The following is a 14,347-nucleotide window of genomic DNA, read 5'->3' on the forward strand; positions in this document are numbered from 1 at the left end:
AAAACCGACCGAGCAACGCAGAGACATCCGTTGCACACCATGCGCAGAGCGGATGCCTCACCGCGGCAACGCGACCGGCTCCAGGAGGGTGCCCGCTGGCGTGCGCACCCACCACGCCCCGGTTTCGCGGAGCTCCGCCCAGGTGGAGTAGCGGTACCGGAACGCGCGGGCGCGGATCCAGCGCGGCGGAGCATCCGGGAACGGGTTCGAGTCCAGCAACCGCAACGTACGCCGATCGCCCTCGAGCAGCTTGACGACGAGCATCTGGAACCACCGCGAGTCGGGCGACCCGAGCGCGAGAAACCACATCAGCCAGTCGAGTCGCAGATGGTACGGCGCGACCTGGGGAGGCATCCTCCTCACGTCGCCCGGCTTGCCCTTGAATTCGTAGGGAATCCACTCCGACCCCGGCCCCGGACGCTCATCGGCGCAGCCCTCGACGATCACTTCGATCCGAACCTTCGTGACGGTGCCGAACGCCCCATAGGCGTTGACGAGGTGGTACCGATTGAAGCTCGCGTTCATCAACTGGTGCCGCGCGAACAGGTTCGCGAGCGGTCGCCAGCTCAGCACGAGGAGGAACCCGATCGCGACGATCACCACAACGTCGAACCACAGTGGTGTCGGCGGATACTCGGTGTCGAAGCCGAGCCAGGGCAGCAGCACCCGCATCGTTTCGTCATCGATCGCACAGAAAGCGAGAACGACCGTGATCCAGTTGAGCCACGCGAAGTTGCCGGTGAACACGAGCCACAGCTGGGTCAGGATGATGAGAATCGCCGCGACGGATGCCACTGGCTGCGGCGCGAAGAGAAAGAACGGCACCACGAGCTGCGCGAAGTGGCTGCCGAGCACTTCGCCCCGGTGGAACCACTTCGGCATGTGGTGAGCGAACCAGCTCACCGGATTCGGCATCGGCTGCGTCTCGTGGTGGTACATCAGGGCAGTGAGGTCGCGCCATTCCCGGCCGCCACGCATCTTGATCATGCCGGCGCCGAACTCGAGCCGGAACACCAGCCAGCGCAGGAACAGCATGGTCAGGAGCGGCGGCGCGACCTGGTCCGAACCGAGAAACGCGACGATGAAGCCGGCCTCGAGAAGCAGGCTCTCCCAGCCGAAACCGTAGAAGGTCTGGCCGATGTTGACGATCGAGAGGTAGGCCGCCCAGATCAGGAGGAACGCGAGCATCGGCAACCAGGGCGGGCCGGACTGCGGCAACCCGACGATAAGGGTTGCCGAGATGCCGGCACCGATTGCGGCAACGGCGAGGAGCCGCTCGTCGCTGTATCCCCAGTGGAACAGGCTCGGTGATTGCTTGAAGCTGACCCGGCGCAGGAACCACGGCGCCGGCGACAGCCCGTGCTCGCCGAGGAGTGCCGGAAACTGGTTCGCCGCCGAAATGAAGGCGATCAGGTACAGCGCAGCGATGCCCCGCTGCAGAACCTCGCGGGCCAGCTCGTAGTCTCCAGCAGCGAACCACTCCATCACGGAGCCGACGTTAGACCCGCCCTGTTCGGTGATCAATGGGTTGAGGCGGATGATTCTCCCGCTCCGATTCCAACAATGCCAGTCGCTCCGCTCCGCGCCCCACGGAGCAGCCGGAGGCACCACAGACGCAGGAGACGCACCCCTCGTCGCCAACCGGCGTCGCTCAGCCGACGATCGTGCAGCTGCGGCTCCGGGCGCGAGCGGCTGGCCTGACCGGTTACTCCCGCCTCAACAAGGCTGACCTGCAGAAGCTCGTCGACTCTCAGCCCTAGGGGAGGCACGAAACGGCGGGGCCGTTCACCTGTTGTTTCCTTAGCCCGATTAGCGTGAGCGCGGCTTCCGGGCGACCCGGTTGTGCCCCGAATTACTGAACGGAATGAACTGATGAGCGGCGATTCCGGGCAGGCTGTACTTTTGGGCGTCTCGCAGACCCCTCCGGAACGAACTCTGCTCGACGTTCTCCGCTCTACGACGCTGCGGCATCCAGAGGCATCAGCGATCGAGGATGCAGACGGAGCATTGAGCTATCGCGAGCTCATGGCTCGCGTCATTCGGGTTGCCGCGCGATTGCGCACCGACGGGGTTCGTCGAGGTGACCGGGTCGGCATCCGAATGCCCTCTGGGTCCTCCGAGCTCTACATCGCGATCCTCGCGGTGCTCGCCGCGGGAGCAGCCTACGTTCCGGTCGATGCCGACGATCCAGACGAGCGGGCCGACATGGTGTTCGGAGACGCGAACGTGTGTGGGGTCATCACCGGGAATGGTGCCTTCATCGCGCGCGATTCCCCCGCCGCCGACCATGTCGTCGATCCGCTGTTCGACGCGCTCCCTCCACACGCGAGCACGCACAGCCAGCCCATTGTCGAACCGCCCAGGCCGGATGACGACGCCTGGATCATCTTCACCTCTGGTTCAACCGGGCGACCGAAGGGAGTCGCCGTCTCACACCGGTCGGCCGCGGCGTTCGTCGACGCTGAATCTCGCTTGTTTCTGCGCGCAGAACCGATCGGTCCCGGCGACCGGGTACTCGCTGGCCTGTCAGTGGCCTTCGACGCGTCATGCGAAGAGATGTGGCTTGCGTGGGCCAACGGCGGTTGCCTCGTCCCCGCCCCGCGGGCGCTGGTGCGAACGGGAATGGACCTCGGGCCGTGGCTCACAGCGCGCGGTATCACCATCGTGTCGACGGTGCCGACTCTCGCCGCGCTGTGGCCGACCGAGTCGCTCGAGAACGTTCGCCTGCTGATCTTCGGAGGTGAAGCCTGCCCACCGGAACTCGCCGCCCGGCTCGCCGTCGACGGGCGGGAGGTCTGGAACACCTATGGCCCCACAGAAGCAACGGTGGTGTCGTGTGCCGCCCCGCTCGGTGAAATCGGTCCGGTGCGCATCGGTCTTCCCCTCGACGGCTGGGACCTGGCCGTGGTCGACGCCACCGGTACTCGTGTCGCCGAGGGTGAGGTGGGCGAATTGATCATCGGCGGGATCGGCCTCGGCCGCTACCTCGATCCGGTCAAGGACGCCGAGAAGTACGCCCCCCACGCCGGGCTCGGCTGGGATCGCGCTTATCGCTCCGGCGACCTCGTCCGGTTCGAGAGTGCGGGCCTTGTGTTCCAGGGGCGCGCCGACGACCAGGTGAAGGTCGGCGGTCGCCGGATCGAACTCGGTGAGATCGAGGCGGCACTGCAAACCCTCGACGGCGTGGCTGGGTCAGCAGTCGCTGTTCGAGAAACGGATGCCGGAATCCAGGTCCTGGTCGGCTACGTCGCGATGAGCGACGGTGTTGTGTTTGATCGCTCGCAGGCTCTCGCCCGGCTCCGGGAAGAACTGCCGACGGCACTCGTTCCGCTGCTTGCTGAAGTAGAGGCTTTGCCCACCCGCACCTCCGGCAAAATCGACAGAGCCGCGCTGCCCTGGCCGCTCCCCGGAGTTGACCCGGGTGAGAACGCGTCAGGACTCACCCCGATGCAGGCCCGGTTGTCGACACGCTGGCAGGCAGTGCTGGGGCTTCCGGTCACCGACAGCGGGGCCAACTTCTTCGACCTCGGAGGTGGATCGCTCGCGGCAGCCCAGCTCGTCAGCGCCATCCGCGAGGACGACCCCGGTTTCACCGTCGCAGACATCTATACCCACCCCCGACTCGGTGCGATGGCAGATGAACTCGAATCTCGGATGCCCGAGACCCCCCGAGCGGCCCACGAGTTCCACCGGGTCACTCCGGTGCCGCGTCGCATGCAGGTGCTGCAGACGGTCCTGTCTGCTCCACTCCAGATCCTCGCGGGAACCCGCTGGCTGTTGTACATTCTCGTTGCCGGTTCGGTCCTCGATCAGGTTGGCGGGTTCGATGTGCTGCCAACGGCTCCGCTCTGGTGGCTACTGCCCGCCCTTCTCGTATTCGCGACTCCCTTCGGCCGGATGGGTATCTCAGTCGTGGCTGCCCGTCTTCTCCTCACCGGTCTTCATGCGGGGAACTATCCGCGCGGGGGTGGGATTCACCTCCGCCTGTGGCTGGCCGAGCAAGTCGCCGAGCAAGTCGGTGCGGTCAGTATCTCCGGCGCTCCCTGGATCAGCTACTACGCGCGTGCTCTTGGAGCGAAGATCGGCCCGGATGTCGAGCTTCACACCCTTCCGCCGGTGACCGGGATGCTGCGGATCGGGGCGGGAGCTTCTGTCGAACCCGAGGTCGATCTTGCCGGGTACTGGATCGACGGTGACATCGTCCGGATCGGTGAGATTCGGATCGGAGCGAACAGCACGGTCGGTGCCCGCAGCACTCTCCTGCCCGGGACGAAGATTGGTCGGGACGCCGAAATTGCGCCGGGATCCGCGGTCTTCGGGCGGGTCCCTTCCGGACAGTTGTGGGCCGGATCGCCCGCGCAACGGACCGGCAAGGCACGGCTCTGGTGGCCGCGGGAACGGCCACCACGCAACACACGGTGGGTCGCCGCGTACGCGGTCACCTCGATCGTTGTCGCCGCACTGCCGCTCGTCTCGCTGCTCGCGGGATTCCTGCTCATCGCTGTCGCCATCCGCTCGTCTGAGTCGCTGGCCGAGGTCTTTGTGCGTGGTTTCACGGTGCTCATCCCGGCGACTCTCCTCTCCGCCTTCGTGCTCGCCGGCCTCGTTGTCATACTCGTCCGGTTGCTCGGGATCGCCGTTCGCGAAGGGACCTTCGCCGTGCGCAGCCGGACCGGCTGGCAGGTGTGGAGCATCGAGCGACTGCTCGACCTCAGCCGCACCCTCCTGTTCCCCCTCTACTCGAGCCTGTTCACGCCCATCTGGCTGCGGATGCTCGGGGCCAGGATCGGGAAGGACGTCGAGGCATCCACCGTGCTCCTCGTCCCATCGATGACAACGGTGCGAGACGGAACGTTCCTCGCCGATGACACCATGATCGCTCCGTACGAGCTCGGTGGCGGCTGGCTGCGCATCGCGAAGATCGAGATCGGCAAACGGGCCTTCATCGGCAACTCCGGAATCGTCCCTGCCGGCCACAAGGTTCCGAAAGACGGCCTGATCGCTGTGCTCTCCTCAGCGCCCCCGAAGTCGAAGGCGGGGTCCTCGTGGCTGGGATCCCCGGCCGTACGCTTGCGACGCACTGTCGCCGTTGCGGATGACAACCTGACCTTCAACCCGCCCGCTCGATTGCGACTCGCCAGGACGCTCTGGGAACTCGGCCGCCTGGTACCCGTGCTTGTGACGGTCGGCCTCGGCTTCACGGTGCTCGTCCTGATGGCTTTGCTCGTTGATCTGGTGGGGATCTGGTGGGCCGTTTTACTCAGCGGGGTCGTCATGATCGGTGCCGGAGCCATTGCCGCCGCGATAACGACCGCCGCGAAGTGGTTGCTCGTCGGCCGGATGCGCGCGACGGAGCATCCGCTCTGGTCGTCGTTCGTGTGGCGAACCGAAGTGTCTGACGTTTTCATCGAGATGCTTGCCGCTCCCTGGTTCGCGAATGCGGCTACGGGAACCCCCGCGCTCGTCTGGTGGTTGCGCAGCATGGGCACGTCGATCGGACGAGGAGTGTGGTGTGAAACGTACTGGTTGCCGGAGTCCGATCTGGCAACTTTGAAGGACGGAGCGACAGTGAACAGGGGCTGCGTTGTGCAGACGCACCTGTTTCATGATCGAATCATGAGCATGGACACCGTCACACTCGACGAAGGGGCAACCCTCGGGCCCCACAGCGTCATCCTTCCCGCGGCGCGAATCGCGGCGCACGCGACGGTTGGCCCCGCGTCGCTCGTCATGCGTGGTGAGGTTGTCCCCACCGGCACACGGTGGAGCGGCAACCCGATTGGTCCGTGGCGTGATGTCACCGTCCGGAACTATCTCACTGCCGGGAACCGATGACGGCGACACGCAACGGATCCCGCAGTGCAGGCGATCCGTACACGCCGTCGAGCGGCAACGGCGGGTACAGCGTCCATCATTACGAGCTCGACCTCCGGTACCGAACCGCGACGAACCGGCTGGGTGCCACGGCAACAATCACTGCGGTCGCTGAGCAGTCGCTGGCGCGGTTCAGTCTCGATTTGACCAGGCTCCAGGCGTCTCGTGTGACGGTGAATGGTCGAAAGGCCGGCAAGAGCCAGTCGAACGGAAAACTAACCGTCGTTCCCGCCGTCCCGATCGCTCCGGGCACGACGTTCACCGTCGGTGTCGAGTACTCCGGGTCGCCCGCTCCACGCCGCAGCCAGTGGGGGCTGGTCGGGTGGGAGGAGCTCGAGGACGGGATCCTCGTCGCATCACAGCCCACCGGATCGCCCACCTGGTTCCCGTGCAACGACCACCCCGCCGACAAGGCGACCTACAGCATCCGCGTCACCACCGAACAGGCCTTCACGGTGATCTGTAACGGTGCGCTCACCACTCACACCGTCTCGGCCGGTCGGGGCACCTGGCATTACGAACAGGTGGAGCCGACGTCGACGTATCTGGTGACGGTCCAGATCGGTCGTTACTCGGTCGAGGAAATCTCGCTGGGCGGGGTGCCAGGCCTGTTGGCATACCCACGCAGACTGCAATCCAGGGTCCACGCGGACTTCGCCGCCCTTCCCACGATGATGGCATTCTTCACGTCCGCATTCGGACCCTATCCGTTCGGCAGTTACACGGCCGTGGTCACCGCGGACGACCTCGAGATCCCCCTCGAGGCGCAGTCAATGGCGATTTTCGGGGCCAACCATATCGATGGTCTGGGTGGGGAGGAGCGACTGGTTGCCCATGAACTCGCGCACCAGTGGTTCGGCAACAGTGTCGGCGTCGACGCCTGGCAGCACATCTGGCTCAATGAGGGCTTCGCCTGTTATGCCGAGTGGATCTGGTCGGAGCACTCCGGGAAGGAGTCGGCGAATTCACTCGCCCGCCGCTTTCACACCGCGCTGAGCGGCCTTCCCCAGAACATCGTGCTCGCGAACCCCGGTCCCGCCGACATGTTCGACGACCGCATCTACAAGCGGGGAGCGCTCACCCTGCACGCCCTGCGTGCGGTGCTCGGCGAGAACCAATTCCTGGCCATGCTGCATGAGTGGACTTCCGAGCATCGGCACGGAACGGTCAGCACCGATGATTTTTGCGCTCACGCGTCCCGTTACAGCCCTGCACCGCTCGACGGACTGTTCGAGTCCTGGGTGTTCAGCACCGACCTTCCGCCGCTTCCCTCTCTGCAGACGGGCCGAGCGCGACGGTAACGACGAAACGGGTGTCGACCTCGGGTTCAAAAAGCTGGTAGCCGACACCGTCGAGATTCGCTCGGCCATGGGTCGCCTTCACGCGGGCCGGATCGACACGCAGTCCGCGCCCGTCGGCTTTGAGAACCGCCTCGACCCGAGTCCAGTGGCGGAGCGGGTCGGTCGTGGTACCGGTGAGGTCGATTATTGCCGATCCGCGCTGGCCGGAACCCACGACAGGCTCAACGTCCACTCCGATGCTGCGGCCTCTGGCAACCGCGACGATGACGACACCGGGGCACGCCGATACGCTCAGGCTGAACGGGATCCGATCCTGCGGGGTGGTCAGGCTCGGGCGTCCATGCGGACCACCGCACTCAGCACAGCGCGCCTCGATCTTCACATCGGCCGGGCGGTCGCCGGTCAGCTCGGCGACCAGATTACGAAGCAGCATCCGACCCCAAAGCAGACGTTCGCGGGCGGACGCCGACGCGGTCGCCTGAAATCGCATCCGCTCGGCCGGGGAGAGCATATCGAGCGCGTGTTTCTCCTGCCGGGCCAGGCTGCCCGGCTGGGCCGAACTCAGCCACGTTTCGTCGCTGATCTGCAAAGGAGTCACCTGTTCATTCTCGCTGCCCCAACGCCACGGCTCCGCCGCCGCAGCGGCGCCGTGCTGTCAACCCGGTAGAGAGCGACGGATGCCCCGGCGTACGTTGCTAGAACCGCCCGGCTTTCGTTGCCGCGCGGGCGACACCGAAAAGGAGACACTCATGACCTTCAGTGACGACGAGATCGCAACCCCCGCAACCACCACCGCCCAGACGGACACCTTCATCCCAGCCGATGATGACGACATGAAGACCATTGCCGCGCTCGTGAAGTCGGCGAAGATCGCTCTTCTCACCACGATCACCACCAGTGGTCACCTGCACAGCCGCCCGCTCGCTACCCAGGAGGTCGATTTCGACGGTGACCTCTGGTTCTTCACCCAGGACCCGAGTTCAAAGGTTGACGACATTCACGCCAACCCGCAGGTGAACGCGGCGTTCGAGTCCGGAAAGGGTTACCTCTCCGTCGCCGGAACGGCATCCATCGTGCACGATCGCGCCAAGGTCGACGAACTGTGGACACCCGCCGTCGAGGCGTGGTTCCCCGAGGGCAAGGATGACCCCACCGTTGCGCTGATCAAGGTCACCGCTGAGTCCGCCGAGTATTGGGCATCGAACGAGCCCGGAGTCGTGACAGCGTTCAAGATCGCCAAAGCTGTTGTCACCCGTTCGCAGCCGGATGTCGGCGAGAACAAGTCGGTGGACCTCTAAACCGGGTCATTTCGTTCACACCAGATAGTCGTCGGCGGTGAGCCACCGCACGCCGCGTTTGTGACTGAGCAACTGTGCCCGCACCTCGATCCCCTCGGTGACGCAGGCGCGGTGCAGTTGCCGCGCCCAGGCAGTGTCGGCTTCGGTGAGGAACTCGCCCGCGTATCGCTCCCACACCAGGATCACCCGTGCCGCTTTGGCCGCGTCGACGATCTCACGCATGGCAGCAGCGAGCTGCCTCGCTTTGCCGCCGCCGGGCGACTCGGGGTACTCGGCCATCGGCATGATCAGCGGAAGCTGCCGGTTCTCCTGGTCGAGGAAGAGCAGCCATAACTGACGCCGGCATGCCCGGCCGATGAGATCCGAGACCCGCTGCTCGATGAGTTCGTTCGAGATGAGCGGGACATTTGCCGCCGTTTCGGCGCTGATTTTCGTCATGCCCTCCATGGTGATGACGCACCGAGGAGCGTGCCGCGGCATCCCTCTTGTGTGGACAAACGGATGCCTGTGGACAAGTCGCGCAAGATCGCTTACGTGCTACAGATGACCGCGAACATCCCCGACCACCTGCTGAATCTCGTGACCGACCACCCCACATGCGAATCACGAAGGTCATCCGCCGGTAGCAAGCCACGCGCGGGTTAAACGGCGACGCGCGGGTGACGTATCACCCGCGCGTCGCCGCAACACCCGCGCAGAACACGCGGGCGCAAGAAACTACGGCGTCTGGCCCTCGTGCTCGCCCTCGCCGATCTCCTCGACGAGCTTCGCGTTGAACGCAGGCAGGTCATCGGGGGTGCGGCTCGACACGAGTCCGCTGTCGACGACGACCTCTTCGTCGACCCAGTTGGCGCCGGCGTTGGTGAGGTCGGTCTTGAGGCTCGGGTAGCTCGTGAGCTCACGGCCCCGCACCACGTCCGCCTCGATGAGCAGCCACGCGCCGTGACAAATCACCCCGACGGGCTTGTGGTCCTCGAAGAACGCGTGCGCGAGCTTGACCGAGGCGGCGTCCATCCGCAGGTGGTCGGCGTTCACGACGCCGCCGGGGAGGACGAGAGCGTCGAAGTTGTTCGACGTTGCCTCTGCGGCCGTGATGTCGACTTGCTGGGTGTGCCCGTTCTTGCCCGTGAGGGTTCCGATTTCGGGGGCGACGAGAACGGCGCTCGCACCGGCATCCGTCACCGCCTGCCAGGGGCTCGTGAGTTCGGAGTCCTCGTAGCCGTCCGTGAGGAGGAAGGCGACCTTCTTGCCTGAAAGCGTTTCTGACATGTTGCTCCTTTCGATTCCTCCACGCTACGCGCGGGGCTCGACAGGCGGCGGGGCCTTGACGCATCGGGCGGCGAACTACTAACCACCCGCGAACAGATGCCGTCGCCCAGCCACCGGGTCAGGTCGCGAGCGCGTCGAGCACCGTATCGATCGCCTCGCTGACGACCTCACTCGAATACGGTTCGGCGAGAATCGCACGGGCCTGGCGGGCGAACCGGTCCGGGTCGCCCGTTCCCGAACGCAACGACCGCAGCGGGGCGAGGATCGCAGCGCGGCGCAGCCACACATTGTTTTCGGCAATCCAGCGGTCGAGTGCCACCTGCGCACGGCCACGGCCGACGTCGTCCAGCCGCTCGATCATCGGGCCGACGACGTCCGTCGCGAGCGGATCGACAAGGGACCGCACCCGACCGTCCCGGATGAAACCCTCGATGCGTGTGAGGTCGGAGTTGTCGAGCATACCGACATGCGCCTGCAGGAGCACGACCGCCGCGAGTCGGCGCTCGAACACGGGAACACTCCACAGTTCACTCGCGAGCGCGGTGACCTCATCGTGACTCATCCCGCGGAACTTGCGTGACGCATCCCGAACCGTGCCGCGGACGGCACCAACGGATGCCCCGTAGGACGAAAGCCCACTCGCCTCGCGGTCGTCGGCGGGCGGGGTCCACGCGGTTTCGCGCTGCAGGGCAGCATCGATGAACTCGCCGGCCTCGCTCATTCCACCATTCTCGCGTTCAACCGGTCGAGGAAAGGTCAGACGCCAGACTCTGCCAGCCCGGTGGGATTAAAGCGGTGTTCCGGGTCGATCGTGCCGAGCATCCGCCCCATGATCCGATCGAGGTCTGCGATGTCGGAGTCGGAGAGCGGATCGATGACGTTCTCGCGCACCGTCGTGACATGGCCGGGGGCCGTGTCGACGACCTTCTCGAGTCCGGCATCCGTGAGTCGCGCGTTCGTGGCGCGGCGGTCTTCAGCGCACGCGACGCGCTCGATGAACCCACGCTTCTCCAGTCGGGAGACGACGTGGGAGAGGCGGGGGAGAGTCGCATTGGTCGCGGAGGCGAGCCCCGTCATCCGAAGGGTGCGGTCGGGCGCCTCAGACAGCATGGCGAGCACGAAGTACTCGAAGTGGCTGAGTTCGGCGTCGCGCTGCAGCTGGGAATCGAGCACGCCGGGCAGTAATTCGACCACGGCGACGAATTTCTTCCACGCCTGCAGTTCGTCGGGAGAGAGCCAGCGCACGTCAGTCATGACCCCAGTCTAGCAATACTTGACGCTACAACCAATAAGCGATAGCGACGGCTCAGCAGCGAGCGAGATCGCCGCGCAGGTTCCCGCGGCCTCCGTCGTGAAGGCGTTCAACACCACCTTTGCTGGAACGCTCGCAACGGGCACCGTTGGCGACCAGAAGACCACCGTGCTCCTCGCGGGTGACGACGCTGACGCCAAGACGACCCTCGCCGCGATCATCGAGGGCGGCGACCTGCAGGCCGTCGACGCCGGTTCGCTCAAGCGCGCACGTGAACTCGAGTCGATCGGCTTCCTCCAGCTAACCCTCGCCGCCAAAGGAAAGATCTCCTGGACCGCTGGTTTCGCACTCGTCAAGTAGAGCCTTTCCTGCACGAACTCAAAAGCCCCGATCCGCTCCGGCGGGCCGGGGCTTTTGTCGCGCCGTGTTACCACGGAGGGTCGACGATCTCTCATGTTCAGGCGCCGCCCGTACAATGAGCAAGCAGCGCCGATCTCCATCGCACCGCTGGCGCTCAGCGACGCGCATCTCACGCCCCGAGGGGCGACCATTCGGGAAGGGTGGCGATTATGACATCAGTTAACAAGCATCACGCGACACAGACAGAGGCGTCAGCTGACGCGTTCCGCCGTGACGACCCGATCACCGCGTCGATGCCGATCATCAGTGATGCCCCCGAACTCGTTCTGCTGTCGAACGGCGCGCGTGCCAAACGCTTCACCCGCGATGACGTCGTCCTCCGCAAGGGCGAGTACACGCTCATCAACGGCCACCTCACCCCGCGTGAGTCGATGATCACCGACCTGCTCTCCCTGCGCGGAATCCTCGAACGCAACGGCATCCCCTACCTCCTGGTCCGCGGCAGCGGCGACACCCTCGTTCTCGCCGTCGACCGCAAGTGCCGCAAGCAACTCGACGCCGCCTTCGCGAACGCCTACGGCAACGAGCCCTTCTACGCCAAGCGCCTCGACCCCGAGGCCATCAACTCCGGCAAACGATCCAAGCGAGCGGATGCTCCGTCGGCGCTCCTCGCGGACGGTGCGTTGACGACGTTCCGCAAGGCATCCGTGTTCCGTCTCTATCGGCCGCGGATCGAGCCGATCGGCCGCCTTCGCTACGGACCGGACACCGCCGTTCAGCTCGAGCTGTGGAAGTTCGGCGAGGACGAAATCACCGCTCCGGTCGAGAACGCCCTGATGCGACGTTGGCTGCCGCGCTCCGAAGCCCTCGAAGACACCGTCGAGATGTTCGGCCAGTCCTGGCCGACACTGCAGAACATGTTCGCCGACCTCGCGAGCGACGTCAGCTTCGACATCGACATGGTGTTCTCCTGGGTCGACGGCTCGAGCGCCGAGTTCCAGCGCGCCCGCGCCAAGCGCATGCAGAGCTACGTCGTCGGTGACGGTGACGACTCCGAGGCCCGGTTCCGGCAGATCAACGAGCTGAAGTACGCGCTTCGCAGCGTGTACATGTTCGCCCCGTGGGTACGACGCATTTTCATCGTGACCGATTCGCCGCGCCCCGAGTGGCTCGCGGAGCATCCATCGGTCACGCTCGTGCGGAGCGAGGACCACTTCGCCGACACGAGTGTTCTGCCGATCCACAACTCGCACGCCGTCGAGGCCCAACTGCACCACATCGATGGACTCGCCGAGCACTTCCTCTACTCGAACGACGACATGTTCTTCGGCCGGCCTGTGCCGCCGGACGTGTTCTTCTCGCCAGGGGGCATCACCAAGTTCGTCGAGGCATCCACCCGGATCGGCCTCGGCGAGAGCGACCCGTCACGCAGCGGCTACGAGAACGCCGCCCGGGTCAACCGGAACCTGCTGCGCGAGCGATTCGGCAAGGTGACCACGCGGCACCTCGAGCACTCCGCCGCTCCCATGCGTCGAAGCGTTCTGCAGGAGCTCGAGAACGAGTTCCCCGAAGACTTCAAGCGCACAGCCGCGAGCCGGTTCCGCTCGGCAACCGACATCTCGGTCACGAACTCGCTCTACCACTACTACGCGCTCATGACCGGCCGAGCTGTCGTGCAGACGAACGCGCGGGTGAAGTACATCGAGACCACGCTTCGGTCGGCGCTGCCGTCGATGGAGCGGCTGCTCAAGCGCCGCGACCAGGATATGTTCTGCCTCAACGACGGATCCAGGCCCGAGATCTCGGTCGAGGAGCGCACCCAGGCGGTCACCGAGTTCCTCGAGCACTACTTCCCGTTCCCCGCACCGTGGGAGACCGAGGTCGCTGTGCACGGTGCTGACGTCGCCGCGACGGATGCCGGCTAGGGACCTCGATACGCTCCTCCGTCGCTACTCGGTCACCGACCATTCCCGCTGATCGAGTAGCGGGAACTAGCGTATCGAGCTCGAACGGCTCAGATGAGGACCGGGATCGACTCCGTCGGCGGCGAGTGTGACTCCGCCGGGTCGATGTCGAGCTGCACGAAACCATTCGCGTCGTCGAACCGTACGCCCAGGGCGTCGAGCCGGCGAGCGCTTTCGTCAGCGTCGATGTAGTCGAGCGTCGGGAAGCTGCCGAGCGGCACCACCGAGTGCAGCACCGTGTTCGGGTAGACGTGCACGAGGTTGAACGCACGGGCACCGTCGCGACCGCGGGTTCCGCCGACCGGAACCGTGAGGTCCTGGGTGTAGCAGGTAGCAGACGCCACGGACACCGGAATTCCGGCGAAGGTCGCGGTCGACGAGTAGTGCAGGTGACCGGCGAGGATGCTGCGCACGTCGGTACCCTCGAGCACCTCAGCGAGATCCTTCTGGTCGCGGAGTTCGACGCTCGCCGCGAGGTCGAGCACGCTCGGTACCGGCGGGTGGTGCATGGCGAGGATCGTGCCGTCCGGCGCAGGAACGGAGAGTTCCTCGGCGAGCCAGTCGAGCTGGTCGCTCGTCACTTCGCCGTAGTGGTGCCCAGGCACACTCGTGTCGAGCGTGATGATGCGGAGCCCGTTGACCTCGTACACCCGGTCGACCGGGCGCTGGGTCGGAACCTCGTTGAACAGCCCGGCGCGGAACGCCTCCCGGTTGTCGTGGTTTCCCATGACCCAGATGACGCGAGCGCCGAGGCGGCTCGCGGCCGGGTCAACGATGCGTCGCAGTCGTTCGTATGCCTCGGGTTCGCCGCGGTCGGCGAGGTCACCGGTGAAGATGATGGCTTCGGGGCGACCCCCGGAGGCCTCAAGCTCGGTGAAAACCTGCCTGAGGTGCGTCTCGCTGTCTACCTGGCCGTAAAGCTTGTTGCCTCCGGCAAGCAGGTGCGTGTCGCTGATGTGAAGTATGAAGTGATCCGGCCTGGGGTACTCAGCCGTGCGCGTAGTCAAAATCCGTCCAATCGGGCTTGGC

At 65.5% G+C, this 14,347-nt stretch carries 12 protein-coding genes; 5 read left to right on the top strand and 7 right to left on the bottom strand.

The window, feature by feature from the left end; translation table 11 throughout:
* Positions 1–57: 57 nt before the first annotated feature.
* Positions 58–1,485: a lipase maturation factor family protein gene (locus ACWA1Q_RS14725; protein ID WP_463760881.1), complete on the bottom strand. Its 1,428-nt coding sequence runs from the start codon at positions 1,483–1,485 to the stop codon at positions 58–60.
* A gap of 387 nt (positions 1,486–1,872) precedes the next feature.
* Between ACWA1Q_RS14725 and ACWA1Q_RS14730 the strand changes: the two genes are divergently transcribed.
* Together ACWA1Q_RS14730 and ACWA1Q_RS14735 are read left to right on the top strand one after the other, a co-directional pair.
* The gene (locus ACWA1Q_RS14730; RefSeq protein WP_463758442.1) at positions 1,873–5,835 is read left to right on the top strand and encodes a Pls/PosA family non-ribosomal peptide synthetase; all 3,963 of its coding nucleotides are present in this window, start codon (positions 1,873–1,875) and stop codon (positions 5,833–5,835) included.
* Complete coding sequence (locus ACWA1Q_RS14735; RefSeq protein ID WP_463758443.1) at positions 5,832–7,175, top strand: M1 family metallopeptidase; 1,344 nt, start codon at positions 5,832–5,834, stop codon at positions 7,173–7,175. The genes ACWA1Q_RS14730 and ACWA1Q_RS14735 overlap by 4 nt, the downstream gene beginning before the upstream one ends.
* Here ACWA1Q_RS14735 and ACWA1Q_RS14740 read toward each other — a convergent pair.
* A complete protein-coding gene (locus ACWA1Q_RS14740; RefSeq protein WP_463758445.1) occupies positions 7,120–7,773 on the bottom strand; it encodes a 4'-phosphopantetheinyl transferase family protein in 654 nt (217 codons plus the stop codon). The genes ACWA1Q_RS14735 and ACWA1Q_RS14740 overlap by 56 nt on opposite strands.
* Positions 7,774–7,924: 151 nt before the next feature.
* Between ACWA1Q_RS14740 and ACWA1Q_RS14745 the strand changes: the two genes are divergently transcribed.
* On the top strand, positions 7,925–8,473 hold the full coding sequence (locus ACWA1Q_RS14745; RefSeq protein ID WP_463758447.1) for a pyridoxamine 5'-phosphate oxidase family protein: 549 nt from the start codon (positions 7,925–7,927) through the stop codon (positions 8,471–8,473).
* A 15-nt stretch (positions 8,474–8,488) separates the two neighbouring features.
* On the opposite strand, the gene ACWA1Q_RS14750 is transcribed toward ACWA1Q_RS14745, so the two are convergent.
* From ACWA1Q_RS14750 to ACWA1Q_RS14765, 4 genes are all read right to left on the bottom strand, one after another.
* A complete protein-coding gene (locus ACWA1Q_RS14750) occupies positions 8,489–8,911 on the bottom strand; it encodes a hypothetical protein (RefSeq protein WP_463758448.1) in 423 nt (140 codons plus the stop codon).
* A gap of 279 nt (positions 8,912–9,190) precedes the next feature.
* Complete coding sequence (locus tag ACWA1Q_RS14755; protein ID WP_463758450.1) at positions 9,191–9,742, bottom strand: type 1 glutamine amidotransferase domain-containing protein; 552 nt, start codon at positions 9,740–9,742, stop codon at positions 9,191–9,193.
* A 118-nt stretch (positions 9,743–9,860) separates the two neighbouring features.
* A complete protein-coding gene (locus tag ACWA1Q_RS14760) occupies positions 9,861–10,463 on the bottom strand; it encodes a DNA alkylation repair protein (RefSeq protein WP_463758452.1) in 603 nt (200 codons plus the stop codon).
* Positions 10,464–10,498: 35 nt separating this feature from the next.
* Positions 10,499–10,996, bottom strand: a complete 498-nt coding sequence (locus ACWA1Q_RS14765) for a MarR family winged helix-turn-helix transcriptional regulator (RefSeq protein WP_463758453.1) — start codon at positions 10,994–10,996, stop codon at positions 10,499–10,501.
* A 19-nt stretch (positions 10,997–11,015) separates the two neighbouring features.
* Here ACWA1Q_RS14765 and ACWA1Q_RS14770 point away from each other — a divergent pair, with 19 nt between their 5' ends.
* Complete coding sequence (locus tag ACWA1Q_RS14770; protein WP_463758455.1) at positions 11,016–11,354, top strand: NAD(P)-binding domain-containing protein; 339 nt, start codon at positions 11,016–11,018, stop codon at positions 11,352–11,354.
* 209 nt (positions 11,355–11,563) lie between these two features.
* The gene (locus ACWA1Q_RS14775) at positions 11,564–13,279 is read left to right on the top strand and encodes a stealth family protein (RefSeq protein WP_463758457.1); all 1,716 of its coding nucleotides are present in this window, start codon (positions 11,564–11,566) and stop codon (positions 13,277–13,279) included.
* A gap of 89 nt (positions 13,280–13,368) precedes the next feature.
* On the opposite strand, the gene ACWA1Q_RS14780 is transcribed toward ACWA1Q_RS14775, so the two are convergent.
* Positions 13,369–14,325, bottom strand: a complete 957-nt coding sequence (locus ACWA1Q_RS14780; RefSeq protein WP_463758458.1) for a phosphodiesterase — start codon at positions 14,323–14,325, stop codon at positions 13,369–13,371.
* Positions 14,326–14,347 lie beyond the last annotated feature (22 nt).

The sequence above is a fragment of the Mycetocola sp. TRD_SC_2 genome, assembly GCF_055361225.1.

Coding starts and splice junctions, on each gene's coding strand:
- ACWA1Q_RS14755 (WP_463758450.1), bottom strand. CDS start 9,742: ATGTCAGAAACGCTTTCAGGCAAGAAGGTCGCCTTCCTCCTCACGGAC.
- ACWA1Q_RS14745 (WP_463758447.1), top strand. CDS start 7,925: ATGACCTTCAGTGACGACGAGATCGCAACCCCCGCAACCACCACCGCC.
- ACWA1Q_RS14750 (WP_463758448.1), bottom strand. CDS start 8,911: ATGACGAAAATCAGCGCCGAAACGGCGGCAAATGTCCCGCTCATCTCG.
- ACWA1Q_RS14765 (WP_463758453.1), bottom strand. CDS start 10,996: ATGACTGACGTGCGCTGGCTCTCTCCCGACGAACTGCAGGCGTGGAAG.
- ACWA1Q_RS14725 (WP_463760881.1), bottom strand. CDS start 1,485: ATGGAGTGGTTCGCTGCTGGAGACTACGAGCTGGCCCGCGAGGTTCTG.
- ACWA1Q_RS14730 (WP_463758442.1), top strand. CDS start 1,873: ATGAGCGGCGATTCCGGGCAGGCTGTACTTTTGGGCGTCTCGCAGACC.
- ACWA1Q_RS14760 (WP_463758452.1), bottom strand. CDS start 10,463: ATGAGCGAGGCCGGCGAGTTCATCGATGCTGCCCTGCAGCGCGAAACC.
- ACWA1Q_RS14775 (WP_463758457.1), top strand. CDS start 11,564: ATGACATCAGTTAACAAGCATCACGCGACACAGACAGAGGCGTCAGCT.
- ACWA1Q_RS14735 (WP_463758443.1), top strand. CDS start 5,832: ATGACGGCGACACGCAACGGATCCCGCAGTGCAGGCGATCCGTACACG.